Origin of the sequence: Paractinoplanes maris (genome assembly GCF_023544465.1) — a bacterium.
GTDB lineage: Bacteria > Actinomycetota > Actinomycetes > Mycobacteriales > Micromonosporaceae > Actinoplanes > Actinoplanes maris.
Window position 1 is genome coordinate 287,651 of the sequence record NZ_JALPVL010000010.1, and the last position, 18,872, is coordinate 306,522.

The following is an 18,872-nucleotide window of genomic DNA, read 5'->3' on the forward strand; positions in this document are numbered from 1 at the left end:
GGACCTTTCGGACCACCGGCCGATCCGTGTAGAAGGGGTGAGTGGCGAAGACGCTGACCTATCGCGACGCGGTGAAAATCCTCGGTGGCGCGGAGGGCGGCGTCGTCGATGCGCTCGACAGCCTCACCGCGGGCCTGATGCTCGGTGGAACGGTGACATTCCCGGCGCTGCTCGGGTGGTTCGACGCGCGGGCGGAGTTCGCGCGACTGTCCCGTCGGCTCGTGGGATCGGTCCGGCAACGCAGCGCGGGAAGTCACCGCCTGGGCCGGACCGCGCAGCTGGAGGCGGCGCACACCGTTCTCGTCGTGGCAGCGTTCTTCGAGGTGCTCGGTGAGGCGTCGCTTCCCGTGCGATTCAGCGATATCGCGCCTGAGCAGCTCGCCATCGCGGCACGGGCTCCCGTGGAGGATGGGCGCTTGCTCGTGGCGGACGCGCTGGCTACCGCTGTCGCCCTGCCGGTACCGCATCAAGGACACGATGACTATCTCGCCGAGCTCGAGCAGTTCTACGCCGGACTTGCGAAGTCGGTGCTCCGGTTCGTGTCCGGGCTGGCCGCTTGGGAGGCGCTTCCGCTGTGGCAGCGCGGCGACGTCGGAGCAGCCGTCGAGGCGAGCGTTTCTCAGGCACTGCAGCGGTACAGCGATTTCTTGCTCGACTTGGTCAAGGACTTCCCGGAAGTGGGTTACTGGGCCGGCTTGCGAGAGCACCGGAGCACGACGACCGAAGTTCGCGAGGTCAAGCTCTCGTTGCAGGACATGTCGGCCGTGCTGGCGCGGCTCAGTTCCCGGATCGCCCCGGTAGCCGTGCGCGAGACCCTTCACCGGGGGTACGCGGCGGCGCTCGACCGGGCGATCACCGAGAGCGCCGATGTGCCGGAGGGCATGACCGTTCCGACGCTCGCGGAGATCTACATTCCGCCTCCCTTCCGGGTGACCGGTGCTCCGGCTGATGCGGTGGCCAGCGATGAGGCCGTGTGGGCCGAGGTGCCGGTGCGTGATGATCTGGACGACTACCTCGTCGGTCATCTGACCTCGCCGGGCGCCGTTCGAGCGCCGATGCTGATGCTCGGGCAGCCGGGAGCGGGCAAGTCAGTGCTCACCAAGGTGCTCTCGGCGCGGCTGCCGGCGGCCGACTTCCTACCGATCCGCGTGGTTCTGCGCGAGGTGGACGCGACGAAAGACGTGCAGGGGCAGATCGAGGACGCGTTGCGGTCGGCCACCAGCGAGAGTCTGCGATGGCGCGACATCGCGCAGGCAGCTGACGGGGCGCTGCCGGTCGTGCTGCTCGACGGGTTCGACGAGCTGTTGCAGGCCACCGGGGTCAGCCAGTCGAACTACCTCATGGACGTCCTGCGTTTCCAGGAGCGGGAGCGGGAACAAGGACGTGCCGTCGCGTTCGTGGTGACCACCCGGACGAGCGTGGCCGACCGGGCCCGCACGCCGCCCGGCACGGTGGTGTTGCGGCTCGAGCCGTTCGACGGGACCCGGGCGCGGCGGTGGCTGGACGTGTGGAACGCGACGAACGACCGGCACTTCCGTACGGCCGGGCTGCGACCGTTGCCGGCCGGCACCGTGCTCGGCTACCCAGAACTCGCCGGGCAGCCGCTGCTGCTTCTGTTGCTGGCGCTCTATGACGCTGACGGCAACGCGCTGCAGCGGGAGCGGGGAGACCTGAGTCTGGGGGACCTCTATGAGCGGTTGCTGCGGGCGTTCGCGCGCCGGGAGGCTCGCCGGCAGATACCGAGGGCCGGGTCGCCCGAGGTCGAGACGTGGATCGACGGCGAGCTGCGGAATCTGTCGATCGCGGCGTTCGCGATGTTCAACCGGTCGAGCCAGTGGGTCACGCATGCCGACCTGGAGGACGACCTCAGCGCCGTGCTGCCGCCCAAGGTCACGGCGGCCGGGTCGTTCGACGCGTTGCAGGAGTCGGCGTTGCTGGTCGGCCGGTTCTTCTTCGTCCACCGCACCCAGGCCACCCGGCGGGACACGACTCTGCACACGTACGAGTTCCTGCACGCCACCTTCGGTGAGTACCTCGTCGCCCGGCTGACCTGGGCGCTGCTGCGGGACGCCGGTGCCCGGAACACGGCCGGCGCACTGCAGTTCGGCGGCGCGGACGACGCCGGGCTCTACCGCTTCCTGTCCTTCGCCGTCCTGTCCGTGCGAACACCGACGATCACCTTCCTGGTGGGGATGGCGAAAAACCTCGAGGATGGCGAGCGGCGCCATCTCGGCGCGCTGCTCGGCCGGCTCTACACAGCGGCGCCCTACGAGTGGCGGCCGGACAGTCCAGAGCCGCAGCGGACGAAGCCCTACCAACCGGCCCGGTTGCCGATCCCGATCCGCATCGCGGTCTACACCGCCAACCTGACGCTGCTGGCCGTGGTGGTGGCGGCCCGGCTGGCGTATTCGGACCTCTACCACCCACGGGAATGGGAGGCGGCCGAAGCGTGGCACGGGCAGGCGCTGCTCTGGCATTCCCAGCTTCGTGACGAGGAGTGGGACAGCCTGGTCGAGCTCATCGCCGTCGAGCGCTGTTGGATCGTCGAGGACGGCGAGCGTGACGTCCGCCTGACCATGGACTTCGGCGCGACGACCCCGCCGCCGCCGGATCCGCACTGGACTTTCGCCCGGCCCGCGACCGAGCGCGGCGCGTACGCCTTCACCCACGGCGCACCCGCGTGGTTGGTCAAGCGGCGCGTCAATTTCGTGTGCGGGTCGCAGGACGATGTCCTCCAGCACGCGCTGGGTCCCCTGCTGGACTCGGGCCTCGAAGTCACCACGCGCACGTTCGTCAGCTGGCTCCCGTCGTATCCCACAGCAGCCGAGGCTCTGCTGACCGTTCTTCTGCTCCCGACCATGCACTACGACGATGACCGCCGGCGAGCCGCATACCTGGACTGCGCCCGGATCGCCGCGCACCGCTTCCCCCCTTGGGACGACGAAACGCAGAACGCTTATGGAGAAAGGCTCTTCGCGGCCCTGGCCGGTGACGATCGGGCCGGCGCCGGCATCGCCGCCGAAGTCCTGAGCCACGGCATCCTGGTGTCGGCTCATGATCTGGTCAGACATCTCGTCACGGTGCTGAAACGGACGGGGCCATCGGATCCCGGCTACGGAACTGTCACCGACGCCATCTCGCGGTCGCTCCAGCACGTGACCGGGAATGACACCTATCATCGTCTCCTCTCACTCCTGCCCGATCACTTCGCCGATGAGCGATGACTCCGGTCCTCACCTATTCGGCGAGGCGAACCGCCAATTCGATCTGCCAGCGGGTCTTCATGCGCTCGGTGCGCGGATCGGTCAGATATGCCTCGTAACGGCACGCGAATAGGTCACCGGCGGGATTCTCGATGACGTCCAACGGGAGATTGTGGGCGCGGACCCAACCGAGGAGGGTTTTGTTGGCCCGGAGGCCGTGGTTGATGTATTTCAGGAGGGCGTAATCGCCTGCGGGGAGGGTGCCTGGGGTTACCCGGGCGTCGCCGTCGAGGGGGTTGTCCAGGACCACGCCCACCTCGACGTCCATGTCGGCTTCCATGTTGACCACGTGCAGGCGGAAGAAGGTGGGGCCGTAGGTGACGTGGCGGGCGTCCAGCCACGTGTAGAGCTCGGCCATCAGCTGGTCGCGGACGGCGAACATGCCCCGGAACGGGGTCATCACGCGGATGCCGGCGGTGTGTCGATCGGGGCGGTTGGCGACCGTCGGGCCCTCGAGGATTTCCACCGGACGAGGCTAACGAATGCCACATTGCCATGGGGGTGGTAACGCTTTGGAAATGAGTTGCTACGAAGCGTGATGGGCGCGCGGTGAATCTGACTGAACGCGCTCTTGACCTCGGACTTTAGGACTTTCCACCGATCGGATCGGGGGGTGGAAAAGGTCGGACCGACGTGTGAGATTGGTCCGCGGTGTCTGCGCTCGAACGCGCGGCTCGGCGTTCGAGGAGGATGGGTTGGACAGCGCTGACTTCGCCCTGCAGGCGTATGACGAGGGACGCTCCGACGGGGCGGCGGGGCGCCTCGACCGGGAGCGCGTCCAGGACGCCGACTACCGGGTGGGGCTGGCCGACGGCGAGCTCGAGACGTTCGAGGCCGATCTGATCGCGGCCATCCGCAAGGCGATGGACGGCAAGCGCTGACGCCATGGATGACGAGATCTACGCGTACGTCACCGGGCGCTCCGACGGGATCGCGGGCCACCGCGACTCCCTGCGCGCCGGCCACCCGGCCACCGGGCCCGATTACCGGATGGGCTTCCTGGACGGGCGGATCGAGGTGTTTCACCTGCTCGCGGCGGTGCGCCGGATCCAGGACGAGTCGGACGGCGACTTCCTTCGTTGATCACCTGGCCCGGACGGGCGTTGTGATGGCGGCTTATCGCCCCCGAAACACGACGACGACCTGGCGGAAATCCGGCCTCGGAACCCTGTGCCCATGACCGAAGGCGTGCTGACCGGGTTCACGGTGGCCGTGACCGCGGAACGGCGGCGCGACGAGATGGCCGCGCTGCTCACCCGGCGGGGTGCCCGCGTCGTCACCGCGTCGGCCATCAGCATCGTGCCGCTGGCCGACGACCAGGCCCTGCACGCGGCCACCGCGGCCTGCATCGGGCTCGCCCCCGACCTGGTCGTGGCCACCACCGGGTTCGGGTTCCGGGGCTGGCTCGAGGCGGCCGACGGCTGGGGGCTGGGTGACCGGCTGCGCGAGGTGCTCGGCCGGGCCCGGATCATCGCCCGCGGGCCCAAGCCGTGCGGGGCCATCCGCGCGGCCGGGCTCACCGAGGACTGGGCGGCCAAGACCGAGTCGACCGACGAGATCCTCGAACGGCTGCTGGCCGAGGGCATCGCGGCCAAGCGGATCGTCGTGCAGGAGCACGGGGAGCCGCAGACCGAGTTCGTCGCCGCACTGCGCGGCGCGGGCGCGGCCGTCGTGGAGGTCCCGGTCTATCGCTGGGAGCTGCCGGCCGACGTCACCCCCGTACGGCGGCTGGCCGAGCAGATCTCGGCCGGCTCGATCGACGCGGTGACCTTCACGAGCGCACCCGCGGTCAAGGCCTTCCTGAGCGTCGCCGGGGAGTCGCGGCCGGCCGTCCTGGACCGGTTCTGCTCCGGCCGCACCGTGGTCGCCTGTGTCGGGCCGGTGACGGCCGCACCGCTGACCGAGCGCGGCATCCCGGTGATCATGCCCGAGCGCTACCGCCTGGGCGCGCTGATCAAGACGCTCACCGACGAGTTGCCGCGGCGCTCGGTCAAGCTGAGCGTCGCCGGTTCCACCCTCGAGATGCGCGGCCACGCCGTTCTCATCGACGGGGTGGCGCACTCGCTCGCACCGGCCGCGATGGCCATCCTGACGTCGCTGGCGGCCCGCCCGGGGTTCGTCGTGTCGAAGGAGCAACTGATCGCCGCGCTGCCCCGGGGGAACGACGGTCACGCGGTCGACGTCGCGGTGGCCCGCCTGCGCACCGCGCTGGGCTCCGGCCGCCACATCGAGACCGTGATCAAGCGCGGCTACCGACTCCGCCTGGACGAACCGGCCGCCTGAAGCCGGCGCGGAACGACCCCGAAGGGCCGACACATGCCTACTCTGCTCGCCGTCGCGCACGGCACCCGCAGCCCCGCCGGTCAGGCGCAGATCCGCGACCTGGTCGCCCGGGTCGCCGCCCGCCGCCCCGGCCTCGACGTGCGCCTCAGCTACGTCGACGTCCAGGAGCCCAAGGTGGCCGAGGTGGTGCGCGCCGCGCCGGGCGCCGTGGTGGTCCCGCTGCTGCTCTCGGCCGGCTATCACGTACGGGTCGACATCGCCGAAGCCGTCGCCGGCACCGCGATCCCGGTGACCCCGCCGCTCGGCCCCGACGACGTGCTGCTCGCCGCCCTGCGCCGCCACCTGCCCCCCGCCGACGCCGTCGTGCTCGCCGCCGCCGGTTCCTCCGACCCGGCCTGGCGGGCCGATGTCGAGCGGGCGGCCGGCGGGATGCCGGTCGGATACGTCTCCGGGCCGGGACCCCGTGTCCCGGACGTGGTGACCGATCTGCGCCGCCGCGGTGCCGGCCGGATCGCCGTCGCCGCCTACTTCCTGGCCGACGGGCTGTTCTATCGCAGCCTGGGCCAGGCCGGCGCCGACTTCGTCACCCCGCCGCTATGCCTCGATCCCGCGGTCACCGACCTCGTGCTGCGCCGCTACGACTCCGCGGCCCGGACCCTCACAACGGCCGCCGGGCGTTTGTAGGGTTTTCCGTACGCCGCCGCAACTGCGGTGGAGTCGGCGGTAAACAATGAACTCCCAGTATTCGGGGTGTGACGGCCACCGATACGCACTGCCCCTACTGCGCACTGCAGTGCGGCATGACGCTGACCCCCGGGATCCCGCGGGTCCGGCTCGAGCCGCGCGACTTCCCGGTCAACAAGGGCGGCCTGTGCGCCAAGGGTTTCAGCGCCGCCGACCTGCTCGATCACCGCGATCGGCTGCTCACTCCACTCGTCCGGAAAGAGCCGGGTGACCGGCGCAGCCCGCTGCGCGAGGCCACCTGGGACGAAGCACTGACACGCATCACCGAGGCCATCACCACCGCGCAGCGCGACCACGGCCGGGACAGCGTCGGCGCCTTCGGCGGTGGTGGCCTGACCAACGAGAAGGCCTACGCGCTCGGCAAGTTCGTGCGGGTCACGCTGCGCAGCGCGTCGATCGACTACAACGGCCGGTTCTGCATGTCGAGCGCGGCCACGGCCGCCAACCGCACCCTGGGCATCGACCGCGGCCTGCCCTTCCCGATCGAGGACATCGCGCACGCCCGGACCGTGCTGCTGGTCGGGGCCAACCCGGCCGACGCCATGCCGCCGAGCATGCAATATCTCGACGCCGGCCGCGAGGTCGGCGCCCGCCACATCGTCGTCGACCCCCGCCGCACCAACACGGCGGCCGGCGCCCACCTCCATCTGCAGCCGCTGCCCGGCACCGATCTGGCCCTGGCCAACGGGCTGCTGCACATCGCCATCCGGGCCGGCTACGTCGACGAGGACTTCATCCGGACCCGGACGACCGGATTTGAGGCCGTCAAGGCGTCGGCCACCGCGTATTGGCCCGAGCGGGTCGAGCGCCTGACCGGCGTACCGGAGAACCGCTTGCGCGAGACCGTGCGCCTGCTCGCCACGCAGGGCCCGGCGATGATCCTGACCGCGCGCGGCGCCGAGCAGCACAGCAACGGCACCGACACCGCCCAGGCCTATCTGAACCTGGCCCTGGCCCTGGGTCTGGTCGGCCGGCCGTTCTCCGGTTACGGCACCATCACCGGCCAGGGCAACGGGCAGGGCGGTCGCGAGCACGGGCAGAAGGCCGACCAGCTCCCGGGATACCGCAAGCTCGACGACCCGGCGGCCCGGGCCCATGTCGCCGCGGTGTGGGGCATCGACCCCGACGACCTGCCCGGACCGGGCCGCTCCGCCTACGAGATGCTCACCGACGACAGCCTGCGGGTGCTCCTCGTGCTGGCCAGCAACATCGTGGTCAGCGCCCCGAACAGCAACCTGGTCCGGAGCAAGCTCGAAGCTCTCGACTTCTTCGTCGTCTCCGACATCTTCCGCTCCGAGACCGCCGAGCTGGCCGACGTCGTCCTCCCGACCGCCCAGTGGGCCGAGGAGGAGGGCACGATGACCAATCTCGAGGGCCGGGTCATCCGCCGCAAACGCGCGCTGCCCCCGCCGCCCGACGTCAGGACCGACCTCGAGATGCTGGCCGATCTGGGTCGCCGGCTCGGCCGGGTGGAGAGCAGCGACCCGCGCACGGTCTTCGACGAGCTGCGCCGGGCCAGCGCGGGCGGCATCGCCGACTACGCCGGCATCACCTACGAGCGGATCGAGGCCGAGGACGGCGTCTTCTGGCCGTGCCCGGCCGAAGACCATCCGGGCACCCCGCGGCTGTTCGCCGACGGCTTCCCGACGCCGGACGGCCGGGCCCGCTTCATCCGGGTCGAGCATCGGGACCCGGCCGAGACGCCCGACCGGCAATACCCGTACGTGCTCACTACCGGCCGCAACATGCAGCACTACCAGAGCGGCACCCAGACCCGGCGGGTGAAGGCGCTCACCGTGGCGCTGCCCGAGGCCCGCGCCGAGATCCACCCCGACCTGGCCCGCCGCCACGGCATCGCCGACGGCGACCTGGTCGAGCTGCGCAGCCGCCGCGGCGTCGCGGTGCTGCGGGCCCGGCTCTCCGACGGCATCCGCCCGGACACCGTCTTCGCCCCCTTCCACTGGCCGGGCGCCAACGCGCTCACCAACCCCGCCCTCGACCCGCACTCGCGCATGCCCGCCTTCAAGGCCTGCGCGGTGGCGATCACCCTGCACACGGAAGGAACCGATTAGCGGTGCACTCGATCCCACGATTCCGGCAAGGCGTCTTCCCCTTCGAGGGCAAGGGCCTCGACCGGCCCGCGCCGATCGACCCGGCCCTGTCCTATGTGGTGCCGGACGGACTCACCGCGCAGGCCGTCTACTTCCGGGGCGGCAACGCGGCCGCCGAGCTGATCAGCGTCGTGCTGATGCGCGACGGCAGCCCGATGCGCTACTTCCCGATCGGCGCCCGGGGTGACGTGCACGTGCCGCTGCGGGTGGTCGAGGACCTGGCCGCCGGCACCGCCGTCGACCTGTGGGTGGCCGCGCCGGCCGGCGTCTCGGGCACCGTGGTCATCGACCTGGGGCTGGTGGAGATCTGATGCGTACGCGTCTGGTCGTCATCGGCAACGGCATGGCCGGCGCCCGCACCGTGGAGGAGATCCTCGCCCGCGGCGGCGACTTCGACATCACGATGTTCGGCGACGAGCCGTACGGCAACTACAACCGCATCATGCTCTCCAACGTCCTGGCCGGCGTGGAGGACGAGTCCGGCATCTTTTTGAACGACCTCACCTGGTACACCGACAACGGCATCACGCTGCACACCGGCACGCGGATCGACCGGATAGACCGGTTCGCCAAGATGGTGTACGCCGCCGACGGCACCGCCACGCCCTACGACAAGCTCATCATCGCCACCGGCAGCCGCGCGTTCGTGCCGCCCATCCCCGGCCTGCACCGTCCCGGCCGCGGATACCACCAGGGCGTCTTCGCCTTCCGCACGCTGGACGACACGCGGTCGATGATCCGCTATGCCCGCGAGCACCAGCGGGCGGTCGTCATCGGCGGCGGCCTGCTGGGTCTGGAGGCCGCCCGCGGCCTGCAGAACCACCTGCCCCACGTCACCCTGATCCACGCCGCCGGCCACCTGATGAACGCCCAGCTCAACGAGGCGGCGGGCGAGACGCTGCGGGCCACCGTCGAGGCCCGGCTCGGCATCGAGGTGGTGGTCAACGGCCGGACCACCGAGATCCTCGGCAAGAACGCGGTCACCGGCGTGAAGCTGGGCGACGGCCGGGTGATCCCGTGTGACGTGGTCGTGGTCGCGGCCGGCATCCGGGCCAACGCCGAGATGGCGGCGGCCAGCGGGCTCGTGGTCGAGCGGGGCATCGTCGTCGACGACCAGATGCGGGCCCAGGACGAGGACGACATCTATGCGGTGGGGGAGTGCGCCCAGCACCGCGGCGAGACCTACGGCCTGGTGGCGCCGCTGTGGGACCAGGCCAAGGTGCTGGCCGATCACCTGACCGGCGTCAACCCGTTCGCCGAGTACCACGGCTCGCAGGTGGCCACGAAGCTCAAGGTGGCCGGCGTCGACGTGGCCGCGATGGGCCTGCAGGCTCCCGAGCGCGACGACGACGAGTCGCTGACCTTCACGGAGCCCGGCCGGGGCATCTACAAGAACGTCATCATCCGCGGCGGCCGGCTGGTCGGCGCCACCATGGTCGGCGACGTCAAGAAGGTCGCCTTCCTCATGCAGGCCTTCGACCGGGGGCTGGCCCTGCCCGAGGAGCGCGCCGAGCTGATGTTCGACCTGGGCGGGCCGTCCGGCGAGGTCAAGGTCGAGGAGATGGCCGACGACGAGCAGGTCTGCAACTGCAACGGCGTCAGCAAGGGCGCGATCTGCTCGACCGTGCAGTCCGGCTGCAAGACGGTCACCGGGGTCATGGACAAGACCCGGGCCGGAAAGGGCTGCGGCACCTGCAAACCGCTCGTCCAGCGGATCGTCGAGTGGGCCGCCGGCGGCGAGGTCGACGAGGACCCGGCCGCGTCCTGGTATGTGCCCGGCATCCCGATGCCCAAGCCCGAGCTGATGAACGCGATCCGGGTGCACTCGCTGCGATCGGTGTCGGCCGTCTTCGCCAAGCTCGGTGGGGAGGAGGACGCCAAGAGCAAGATGGGTCTGGCCTCCCTGCTCAAGATGATGTGGGGCGGCGACTACGTCGACGAGCGCGACGCCCGGTTCATCAACGACCGCGTGCACGCCAACATCCAGCGCGACGGCACGTTCTCGGTGGTGCCGCAGATGAAAGGCGGCGTCACCACCCCCGCACAGCTCAGGCGGATCGCCGAGGTGGCCGAGAAGCACGCCGTACCGATGGTCAAGCTCACCGGTGGGCAGCGCATCGACCTGCTGGGCATCCCCAAGGAGAAACTGCCCGAGGTGTGGGCCGACCTCGACATGCCGTCGGGATACGCGTACGGGAAGAGTTTCCGCACCGTGAAGACGTGTGTCGGCTCGGACTTCTGCCGGTTCGGGGTGGGTGACTCGACGGCGCTGGGCATCGCGCTGGAGGAGCGCTACCAGGGCATCGAGGGCCCCGGGAAGATGAAGCTCGCCGTCACCGGCTGCCCGCGGAACTGCGCCGAGGCGTACGTGAAGGATCTGGGGGTCGTCGCCATCGACGGCGGCAAGTGGGAGATCTATGTGGGCGGCGCGGCCGGCGCCCACATCCGCAAGGGGGATCTGCTCGCCACGGTCGGCAGTGCCGCCGAGGTGATGGTGCTGACCGGGCGTTTCCTGCAGTACTACCGGGAGAACGCGAACTGGCTGGAGCGGACGTACGCGTTCGTGCCGCGCCTCGGCATCGAGCGGGTGCGCGAGGTCGTGGTGGACGACAAGGACGGCATCGCCGCCGCCCTGGACGCCGCGATGGACGCGTCGGTCGCCGCCTACCGCGACCCGTGGAAGGACCGCGACGACCCGGCGACACCCGGCCAGTTCCGCACCTCGCTGCCGCTGACCGTCCTGCCCCAGGTCCCGGTGCGCGCATGATCGCCCTCGGCTCGGTCGACGAGATCCCGCCCGGCGAGGGCCGTACCTTCGCCGTCGACGGCGACATGATCGCCGTCTTCCGCCTGCGCGACGGATCCGTCCGCGCCCTGCAAGCCACCTGCCCGCACCGGGGCGGCCCGCTGGCCGACGGCCAGATCGACCTCAAACAGGTCATCTGCCCGCTGCACCTGAACGCCTGGGACCTGACCACCGGCTGCTCGCTCAGCGGCCAGCCGGATGTCGCGGTCTATCCCGTCCGCGTCGACGACAACCAGATCCTGCTGGGGGACTGACACATGACTGCTCTGCTGCCCGCGCCCTCGCTGAAAGCCCAGTGGATCGACGACTGGCGGCCCGAGGACCCGGAATTCTGGAACTCCACCGGAGCGCCGATCGCCCGGCGCAACCTCATCTTCTCGATCACCTCCGAGCACATCGGCTTCTCGGTGTGGTCGCTCTGGTCGGTGCTCGTGCTGTTCCTCGGCCCCGAGTACGGGATCGACCCGGCCGGCAAGTTCCTGCTGACCGCGGTGCCGACCCTGGTCGGGGCGGCGCTGCGGATCCCGTACAGCTTCGCCGTGGCCCGTTTCGGCGGCCGCAACTGGACCGTCTTCAGCGCCGCGCTCCTGCTCGTCCCGTCGGTGCTCGCCGCCTTCCTGATCCGGCCCGGCGTCGACTACTCCACGCTCATCCTGCTGGCCGCGGTGGCCGGCGTGGGCGGCGGCAACTTCGCCTCGTCGATGACGAACATCAACGCCTACTACCCCGACCGGCTCAAAGGCTGGGCGCTCGGCATCAACGCCGGCGGCGGCAACCTGGGCGTGGCCGCCGTGCAGCTGGTGGGCCTCTTCGTGCTGGCCGTCTTCGGCGCCGGGGACCCCGGTCTGGTGGCCGGCATCTACATCCCGCTGATCGTGCTGGCCGCGCTGGGCTCGGCGCTCTACATGGACAACCTGTCACAGGCCCGCACCGAGAAGCGGGGCATGCGCGACGCCGTCCGCGAACCGCACACCTGGGTGATGTCGCTGCTCTACATCGGCACCTTCGGCTCGTTCATCGGCTTCGGCTTCGCCTTCGGCCAGGTGCTGCAGGTCCAGTTCGCCGACGTCTTCAGCACACCGGTCAAGGCGGCCTACCTGACCTTCCTCGGACCGCTGCTGGGCTCGCTGATCCGCCCGGTCGGCGGTGCCCTGGCCGACCGGCTGGGCGGCGCGAAGGTCACCTTCGTCAACTTCATCGCCATGGCCGTGGGTGCCGCCACGGTCCTGCTGGCCGCCCAGCTGCGCTCGCTTCCCCTGTACGTGGTCGGGTTCATCGCCCTGTTCGTCTTCAGCGGTCTGGGCAACGGCTCGACGTACAAGATGATCCCGGCCATCTTCAAGCGCAAGCACCAGGGCGACGACCACGAGGCCCGCCGCCTCTCCAACGCGGTCATCGGCATCGCCGGCGCGGTCGGTGCCTTCGGCGGCGTACTGGTGAACCTGGCCTTCCGCCAGTCGTTCCTGACCACCAAGGAGGCGGACGCGGCCTACCTGGCGTTCATCGCCTTCTACGCCCTCTGCGTCCTGGTCACCTGGGCCGTCTACCTGCGCCCCTCGGTCACCCGAGTCTGATCGTGTGCCTGCGACTCGACGGGCATAAGTCCGGCTGACCCACCGACATGAACGGAGCCCCGGCGGTCACTGCCGGGGCTTCGTCCTGGTTCGGTCACTCAGATCTTGGTGATCGAGACGATCTGCAGCTTCGGGGCGACGGTCGTCCCGCCCTCCTGCATCTCGTAGGCGTCGGAGCCGACGACAACCGCCTCCGCGCGGAACATGTCATCCATCACGAAGTCGGCCAGCATCGTGGTGTCGCCGATAAAGGACGTGTTTGTGCCGGGGTCCACGCTGGTCTTGCGAGGGCCCGCGTATGCCATGAACGCGTCAGTGCCGGTGAAGGAGTCGAACTGGTAGATCTGGCCGTAGATGACGACCTTCTCACCGGCGTGGCCGTCCGGGTTCTTGACGATCTGCAACCAGCTGCGGTCGGTGAGCTTGGCGTAGGTGTCGCCGTTGCCCTGTGCGGGCTTGACTGTGTTGGCGGGCTTGACTGTGGCGGCCGGCTTCGCCGTCGCTGCGGGCTCAGCCACTACCGCTGTCGCGGTGGGGTCGGCCGCGGTCGCGGTGTTGTCATCGGAGCTGCTCGCCACGTTGGCGATGATGAACAAGAGCCAGGTCACGGCCAGGGTGGCGCCGAAGGTCTTCCAGTACTTACCGCCCGAGTGGCCGAGCGACTGCGCCTTCTTCGCGCGCCTCGACGCCGGGATGAGTCCGAAGAGCCCGAACAGCGCGGTGATGGCGATGACCATGCCGATGCCGGGCGCCTTGCCGATGGGCGCCATAGGCATGGCGCCGCCGGGTCCGTAGTAGCCGGGGCCGTTGTATCCGCCATACGGTCCCGCGGGACCTGCCTGGTAAGCCGGTGGGTATCCCACCGGCGGGGCGGTCGGGGCGTAGGCGTGCTGCGGAGCGCCGGTGGCGTTGTGAGTCCCTTGGTATTGCTGACCGTAGTCGGCGGCTGCAGTGCCAGGGGCTGTCTGCTGGTAGTAGCCGGACTGCGCCGGGGCCTGCTGGACGTACCCCTGCTGCGGGCCGAATGGCTGCGGCTGGCTTTGGCCCTGCGGGCCGGGCTGCGACGTCCACAAGCCGTCGTTCTGCGGTTCAGCGGTCATGAAATCCGTCCGTGCGGTGAGGTGGGCTCCGTCACGGATGGAATCGGTCACTCGGCCGGTGACTTGAGCAGTGGTCGGCACTTCGTCGCACGGGAAGCGGCCGCGGTCCGCGTGGTCGGTCAGCGTCCATTCCGGCGTGTTGCGAATGTGCCCGACCACCAGGCTCAGCGCCAGCGGCAGATGACCGCAGCGCCGGACGATCCGGGCCGCGGCGTCCCGGTCCTCGCCGACCCGGGCCACCTCCGCCAGCACGGCCAGGGACTCCTGCTCCGTGAAGACGTCCACGGCCAGGTGGACGGCCGGACTCAGCTCCGCGAGGCGGCGCCGGCTGGTGATCAGAGTGACGCAGTGCGGCGTAGCGGGCAGCAGCGGTCCGACCTGTGCGGCGGTGAGCGCGTTGTCGAGGACCACCAGGGCCCGGATGCCGGCCAGCCGCGACCGGTAGAGCCCCACACGCCGGTCGACCTCATGCGGGATCTGGTGCCCCGGCACGCCGAGCAGCCGCAGGAACCCGTCGAGGACCGCCGCGCGGTCGGCCGGTGGCTGTCCGGAGTCGAAGCCGCGGAGATTGACGAAGAGGATCCGTTCGAACGGCTTCGCACGATGCAACCGATGTCCGGCGTGGACGGCCAGCCGGGTCTTCCCGACGCCGGCCATGCCCTCGATCGCCGAGACCACCACCGCGTCGCCGCGCCGGGCGGCCCGGCTGAGCTGGGTCAGCTCGTCGCTCCGGCCGGTGAAGCCGGCCAGGTCGGGCGGCAGACCACCGTGTACCCGCACCTGGGAGGCGGCCTCACTCATTCCGGCGACCGCGCGCAGAGCCTGCCGCCAATGATCGCCGTACCCGGTGTCAGCGTGGAGCGCCTCCACCACGGCCACGACGAGATCGTCGTTGAGCCGCCGGCGGCCGGGCCGAAAGCAGTCGGCGACGGTGGACCGGCGGGCCAGCTCACCGGCCGGACGGCCGGCCACGGTGCTCCGGAATCATCCAGACTGCTCGATCGGACGCGACGGGACTTCGAGAATCAACCCATGGAGTGGCACGCGGACGTCGATATCGTGACCGACCTGTACCCGTCGCAGGTCGACGACATAGTGGCCGCCCTGGAGAGCGACGTCGTCGCCCACCACGATCCCGGTCGGCAGCTGCTCCGCCTCGATCATCGGCTCCGGGCGGCGCATCACGGCACCGCCATCGCCGAAGCCGGCAACTGGGTCACCGGCGAAGTGCTGCCGATCATCCGCCGTCAGGGCCGCACCGGCCCGGTCCTGCGCCTCACCGTGGCCGCCCGGTCGGAACACTAGGTCCACCAGAGCTACGACACCTGCGTCATCCGCCGGCGCTCGGAACGCCGGTCCGCTTGTCCGCCAGCGGGAGCGCGCCGCCTTTACCCTGAGGAGACTGTCGGCTCGAAGTCTGACGAAGGCGAGGAAGTCGTTGGCGGACGATCTCAAGGCCCTCTCCATCAAAGTGGTCGAGAACGCGCTCAAAGTGCTCATTCCCTCGTCGGGCGATCGGATCGAGGGCATCGCCGGGCTGATCGCCAACTTCCGGGCGTTCGGCGGTGACCGGACCAAACCAGCGGTCACCGCTCGCCTCTACGAGGCGGCCGACGCCATCTCGGAGCGGATGGAGCGGCACACGGCGGTGGAATTCCGTCAGCTGTCCATGGCGGAGCGCCGCCTCGCCATCGAGGGCGTCCTCAGCGCGATGGACGGCATCGGCGGCGCGGACGGCACTGTCCCTCTCGACGATCTGAGCACCGACCGGATCGTCACACTGGGGCTGCCCGCCGCGGAGCACGCGTGGTCGGCCGCCTTGCTGTCCGAAGACGCGCGGAACTACGGCCGCATCTTCCTCTCCCATGCCTGCGACTACATCGTCGCGCTGGTCAAGGGCTTCCCCGACTTCGACGAGCGGGTCCGGTGGGAGACCTACGTGCTGGCCCGCCGCCTGGAGGAGTCCCTGGCCACCAGCATCGCGAGCGTCGTACCGCCGCTGACCGCGATCCTGCCCTCCGATCGCGACATCGACAGCATCGAGGCGTCGCACCGGTCCCGGGTCGCCCTGCGCTACCGCACGATCGATCTGTTCGGTCTCGGGTTGCCGACCGACATGCGCCGCCAGTCGATCGACGTCGCCTACGTCCACCTGCGCGGGTCCTACCCGCGGACGATGTTCGGCGGACAGCTCGGCCGCCAGGCCGATCCGGCGCGCCCGGAAACCGAGGCCACGATGATGGACGAGGCGCTGGCCGACGCCTTCGATCGGGCCGCCGGTGGGCACAGCGTCAACCTGACGGACGAGTTTCTCGACGACGGCACCCGGAAGTTCGCCTACACGCGGTACGGCGCCCGGATCGTCCTGGCCGGCGGCGCGGGGTCGGGCAAGACGACGATCAGTCGCTGGCTCGCCGTGCGGGTGGCAACCGGCAAGCTCCCGCGGGCGCTGCAGGCGACCCTGGGGCGGTGCGTGCCATTCTACGTCCCCCTGCGCACGCTCATGAAGAACACCGCACATCCGACCGTGGACGACCTGCTCGGGCCGCAGTCGCCGGCTGTCCGCCCGGCCGCCCAGAAGTGGCTTCGCCGCTGTCTGCGCGACGGCCACGCACTGGTGATCCTGGACGGTCTCGACGAGTTGCCCGAGGCCGCCAAGGGCGAGGTGGAATCCTGGCTGACTTCTATGATCAAGGAGTACCCGGCGAGTCACTTCTTCGCGACCTCCCGGCCGGAAGGGCTGAGCCGGCAGTGGTTCGCGACCAAAGGCTTCGAGCTGGTCGAGTTGCAGCCGATGGAGGCGGCTCAGGCTCGCGAGTGCATCGTCAGCTGGTACGACGCTTTGATCCACGGTGGTTCCCCGGACAAGCGGCTCGAGTACGAGAATGCCCGGAACAGGCTTCTGGAGGACTTCGAACGCCGGCCCGCCGTCGCCGACCTCGCTCAGACACCACTTCTCAGTGCCATGCTCAGTGCGCTCTATGCCACCGAGAAACAGGATTCCGTTCCGCAGACACGCATCGAGCTCTACGCCCGGGTGGTCGAGGCCCTCGTCGACCGCCGGGACCGGGAGCGGCAACTGGTCTTCACCGATCTCCCGTCGTTCGAGCCCAAGGAGAAGCTCCGGCTGCTCGAGGCCATCGCCCGCCGGATGGCCGACAGCGGACTGACCAGCATCTCCATCTGGCGGCAGGGCAGATCCGAGCCGGCCCGGGCGTCGGCCTACGACGCGGTCGACGACCGGTTGCACACCATGCCGACCGCGGCGATCACCGCCGACCAGGCCGTCCGCCACCTGGCCACCAGGAGCGTGGTCTTCTGGGATGTCGGCGGCGGGGACGGTCAGTTCGCCCACCGCACCTTTCAGGAGTATCTGGCCGGGCGGGACTATGCGTACACCGGTGACATCGAGGACCTGCTGTCACACGCCCGGGATCCGGCATGGCGCAACACCATCGTCTTCGCCGCCGGAGCAGCCGCTCAGCGCGTCGCGGTCGAGATCGTGGACGGCCTGGCGACACGCATCGAAGAGCAACCGCGCGACCGCTATCTGCCGCTGCTGCTGGCCGAATGCGTGGGGGCAACGGGTCCACTGACCCCCGAGGTGGCCGATCGCGCGCGAACCGCCGTCGCTCTCGTACTGCCTCCCCGATCCCTCGACGAGGCCGACGCGGTGGCCGCCTTCGGCGATCACATCGTCACCTGGCTCGCCCACTACGAGGCCGACACCCCTGAGGTCTTGAACGCCTGCATCCACACCGCGGTCCGGGTCGGCTCGCCGCGGGCGATGGCCGTCCTGTCGCGCTATTCGCGGCTGCCGATGACAGTCAAGCTGACCGGTGCGCTGATCGGAGCGTGGCCCCGGTTCGACGTGCGCAGCTATGCGGAGCAGGTGCTGGCCAACCTCGACCTGGCGAACCTGACCGTGCCGGTCACGTCGGCCGAGACCCTGCGAGGCGTCACCGGTGTCGGCGCGATCCGCCGGCTCCGCCTGCAGACCTCGGTCTGGAACCTCGTCCCGGTGTCGTCGCTGCGCAGCCTCGAATCACTTCACGCCAACGGCTGGATCCGATCGTCGTTCGAGGGCGTGGAGGGCTTGACCGGTCTGCGGGAGCTCGACGTCCGCAACAATCGCTACGTCGACCGGATCGAGCCGATCGCCGGTCTGACCGAATTGCAGGCCCTCACGCTGGACAACTGCTGGGCCGTCGAGGACCTTCGTCCCCTCGGGTCGCTGCGACAGCTCCGCTTCCTCTCCACGGCGGGGCTGGAGAACGTCGGTGATTGGGATTGGCTGTCAGCGCTGACCGAACTTCGTACCCTGCGGATCGACGGTTGCACCGTGCCGGATTCCGCGCCGATCCGCTCGCTGACCCAGCTGAGGTCGTTGTTCGCCGAAGTGCGCGGGGGTGCGACGGACGTCGGCGCCCTGGCCGAGCTTTCCCAGCTCTGGCGCTTGCGCCTGCGGCTCAGCGCCTCGGCCGACTGCACCGGTCTGACCCTGCCCGATTCACTGCGATCGCTCGAGGTCAGCGGCAGGCTGGTGCCCGCGATGTTCGAAGCTGTCGCTCGCTTGCCGCGCCTGTCCACGCTCCGGATCGTCGATCCGGTCGGAGCGCCGGACCTGTCGGCCATCGCGCGCCTGAGCACTCTGGAGACGCTCGAGATCAGGGACGTCCGCAAGGTGGTGAACTGGCGACCGCTGGCAGCTCTGCGGTCGGTGAGATCTCTGGACCTGTCCGGCAGCTCGCTCGGCGATCTGTCCTTCCTCCGACGCATGACGAGTCTGGAGACCGCCGTGCTGGACGGCTGCCGGCTCATCCAGGATCTGGACGGCGTCGAGGAATGCACCAGCCTGCGCCACCTCAGCCTGGCCGACGGTGTGGGCACCGGCCTGGCCGCCGACGTGGAGCGCCTCGGCCGACGGCGCCCCGACCTGACGATCACCTACGACCCCTTCGCCATCCCCGACCTCGGCGGCTCGTAGCGGA

Annotated in this window: 14 protein-coding genes; 12 read left to right on the forward strand and 2 right to left on the reverse strand. The window is 70.0% G+C overall.

Annotated elements, in window-relative coordinates; translation table 11 throughout:
* Positions 1–41 precede the first annotated feature (41 nt).
* Complete coding sequence (locus tag NAG42_RS28850; protein WP_250034956.1) at positions 42–3,224, forward strand: NACHT domain-containing protein; 3,183 nt, start codon at positions 42–44, stop codon at positions 3,222–3,224.
* A 13-nt stretch (positions 3,225–3,237) separates the two neighbouring features.
* Here NAG42_RS28850 and NAG42_RS28855 read toward each other — a convergent pair whose 3' ends face one another.
* The gene (locus NAG42_RS28855) at positions 3,238–3,729 is read right to left on the reverse strand and encodes a GyrI-like domain-containing protein (protein WP_250034957.1); all 492 of its coding nucleotides are present in this window, start codon (positions 3,727–3,729) and stop codon (positions 3,238–3,240) included.
* Positions 3,730–3,958: 229 nt separating this feature from the next.
* On the opposite strand from NAG42_RS28855, the gene NAG42_RS28860 reads away from it, so the two are divergent.
* From NAG42_RS28860 to NAG42_RS28900, 9 genes are all read left to right on the forward strand, one after another.
* The gene (locus NAG42_RS28860; RefSeq protein ID WP_250034958.1) at positions 3,959–4,144 is read left to right on the forward strand and encodes a hypothetical protein; all 186 of its coding nucleotides are present in this window, start codon (positions 3,959–3,961) and stop codon (positions 4,142–4,144) included.
* Between the two features lie 4 nt (positions 4,145–4,148).
* Positions 4,149–4,346 carry a hypothetical protein gene (locus NAG42_RS28865; protein ID WP_250034959.1) on the forward strand — a complete coding sequence of 66 codons (198 nt, stop codon included), beginning with the start codon at positions 4,149–4,151 and terminating at the stop codon, positions 4,344–4,346.
* 93 nt (positions 4,347–4,439) lie between these two features.
* Positions 4,440–5,546, forward strand: a complete 1,107-nt coding sequence (locus NAG42_RS28870) for a uroporphyrinogen-III synthase (RefSeq protein WP_250034960.1) — start codon at positions 4,440–4,442, stop codon at positions 5,544–5,546.
* Between the two features lie 33 nt (positions 5,547–5,579).
* Positions 5,580–6,230 carry a sirohydrochlorin chelatase gene (locus NAG42_RS28875; protein WP_250034961.1) on the forward strand — a complete coding sequence of 217 codons (651 nt, stop codon included), beginning with the start codon at positions 5,580–5,582 and terminating at the stop codon, positions 6,228–6,230.
* Positions 6,231–6,298: 68 nt separating this feature from the next.
* Positions 6,299–8,362 (forward strand): molybdopterin oxidoreductase family protein, encoded by a 2,064-nt coding sequence (locus NAG42_RS28880; RefSeq protein WP_308201203.1) that lies wholly within the window; start codon positions 6,299–6,301, stop codon positions 8,360–8,362.
* Positions 8,363–8,364: 2 nt separating this feature from the next.
* Complete coding sequence (locus tag NAG42_RS28885; RefSeq protein WP_250034962.1) at positions 8,365–8,712, forward strand: molybdopterin oxidoreductase; 348 nt, start codon at positions 8,365–8,367, stop codon at positions 8,710–8,712.
* Positions 8,712–11,168, forward strand: coding sequence for a nitrite reductase large subunit NirB (nirB, locus tag NAG42_RS28890; protein WP_250034963.1), 2,457 nt, complete (start codon positions 8,712–8,714; stop codon positions 11,166–11,168). The genes NAG42_RS28885 and nirB overlap by 1 nt, the downstream gene beginning before the upstream one ends.
* Positions 11,165–11,461: a Rieske (2Fe-2S) protein gene (locus NAG42_RS28895; RefSeq protein WP_250034964.1), complete on the forward strand. Its 297-nt coding sequence runs from the start codon at positions 11,165–11,167 to the stop codon at positions 11,459–11,461. Before nirB ends, NAG42_RS28895 begins: the two co-directional genes overlap by 4 nt.
* Positions 11,462–11,464: 3 nt before the next feature.
* Positions 11,465–12,781, forward strand: a complete 1,317-nt coding sequence (locus tag NAG42_RS28900) for a nitrate/nitrite transporter (RefSeq protein ID WP_250034965.1) — start codon at positions 11,465–11,467, stop codon at positions 12,779–12,781.
* A 98-nt stretch (positions 12,782–12,879) separates the two neighbouring features.
* Here NAG42_RS28900 and NAG42_RS28905 read toward each other — a convergent pair whose 3' ends face one another.
* Positions 12,880–14,853 carry an NB-ARC domain-containing protein gene (locus NAG42_RS28905; protein ID WP_250034966.1) on the reverse strand — a complete coding sequence of 658 codons (1,974 nt, stop codon included), beginning with the start codon at positions 14,851–14,853 and terminating at the stop codon, positions 12,880–12,882.
* 60 nt (positions 14,854–14,913) lie between these two features.
* Here NAG42_RS28905 and NAG42_RS28910 point away from each other — a divergent pair, with 60 nt between their 5' ends.
* On the forward strand, positions 14,914–15,186 hold the full coding sequence (locus NAG42_RS28910) for a hypothetical protein (protein ID WP_250034967.1): 273 nt from the start codon (positions 14,914–14,916) through the stop codon (positions 15,184–15,186).
* Between the two features lie 133 nt (positions 15,187–15,319).
* Positions 15,320–18,868 (forward strand): NACHT domain-containing protein, encoded by a 3,549-nt coding sequence (locus NAG42_RS28915; protein WP_250034968.1) that lies wholly within the window; start codon positions 15,320–15,322, stop codon positions 18,866–18,868.
* The last annotated feature ends 4 nt before the right edge of the window (positions 18,869–18,872 follow it).

Coding starts and splice junctions, on each gene's coding strand:
- nirB (WP_250034963.1), top strand. CDS start 8,712: ATGCGTACGCGTCTGGTCGTCATCGGCAACGGCATGGCCGGCGCCCGC.
- NAG42_RS28895 (WP_250034964.1), top strand. CDS start 11,165: ATGATCGCCCTCGGCTCGGTCGACGAGATCCCGCCCGGCGAGGGCCGT.
- NAG42_RS28865 (WP_250034959.1), top strand. CDS start 4,149: ATGGATGACGAGATCTACGCGTACGTCACCGGGCGCTCCGACGGGATC.
- NAG42_RS28900 (WP_250034965.1), top strand. CDS start 11,465: ATGACTGCTCTGCTGCCCGCGCCCTCGCTGAAAGCCCAGTGGATCGAC.
- NAG42_RS28910 (WP_250034967.1), top strand. CDS start 14,914: ATGGAGTGGCACGCGGACGTCGATATCGTGACCGACCTGTACCCGTCG.
- NAG42_RS28870 (WP_250034960.1), top strand. CDS start 4,440: ATGACCGAAGGCGTGCTGACCGGGTTCACGGTGGCCGTGACCGCGGAA.
- NAG42_RS28875 (WP_250034961.1), top strand. CDS start 5,580: ATGCCTACTCTGCTCGCCGTCGCGCACGGCACCCGCAGCCCCGCCGGT.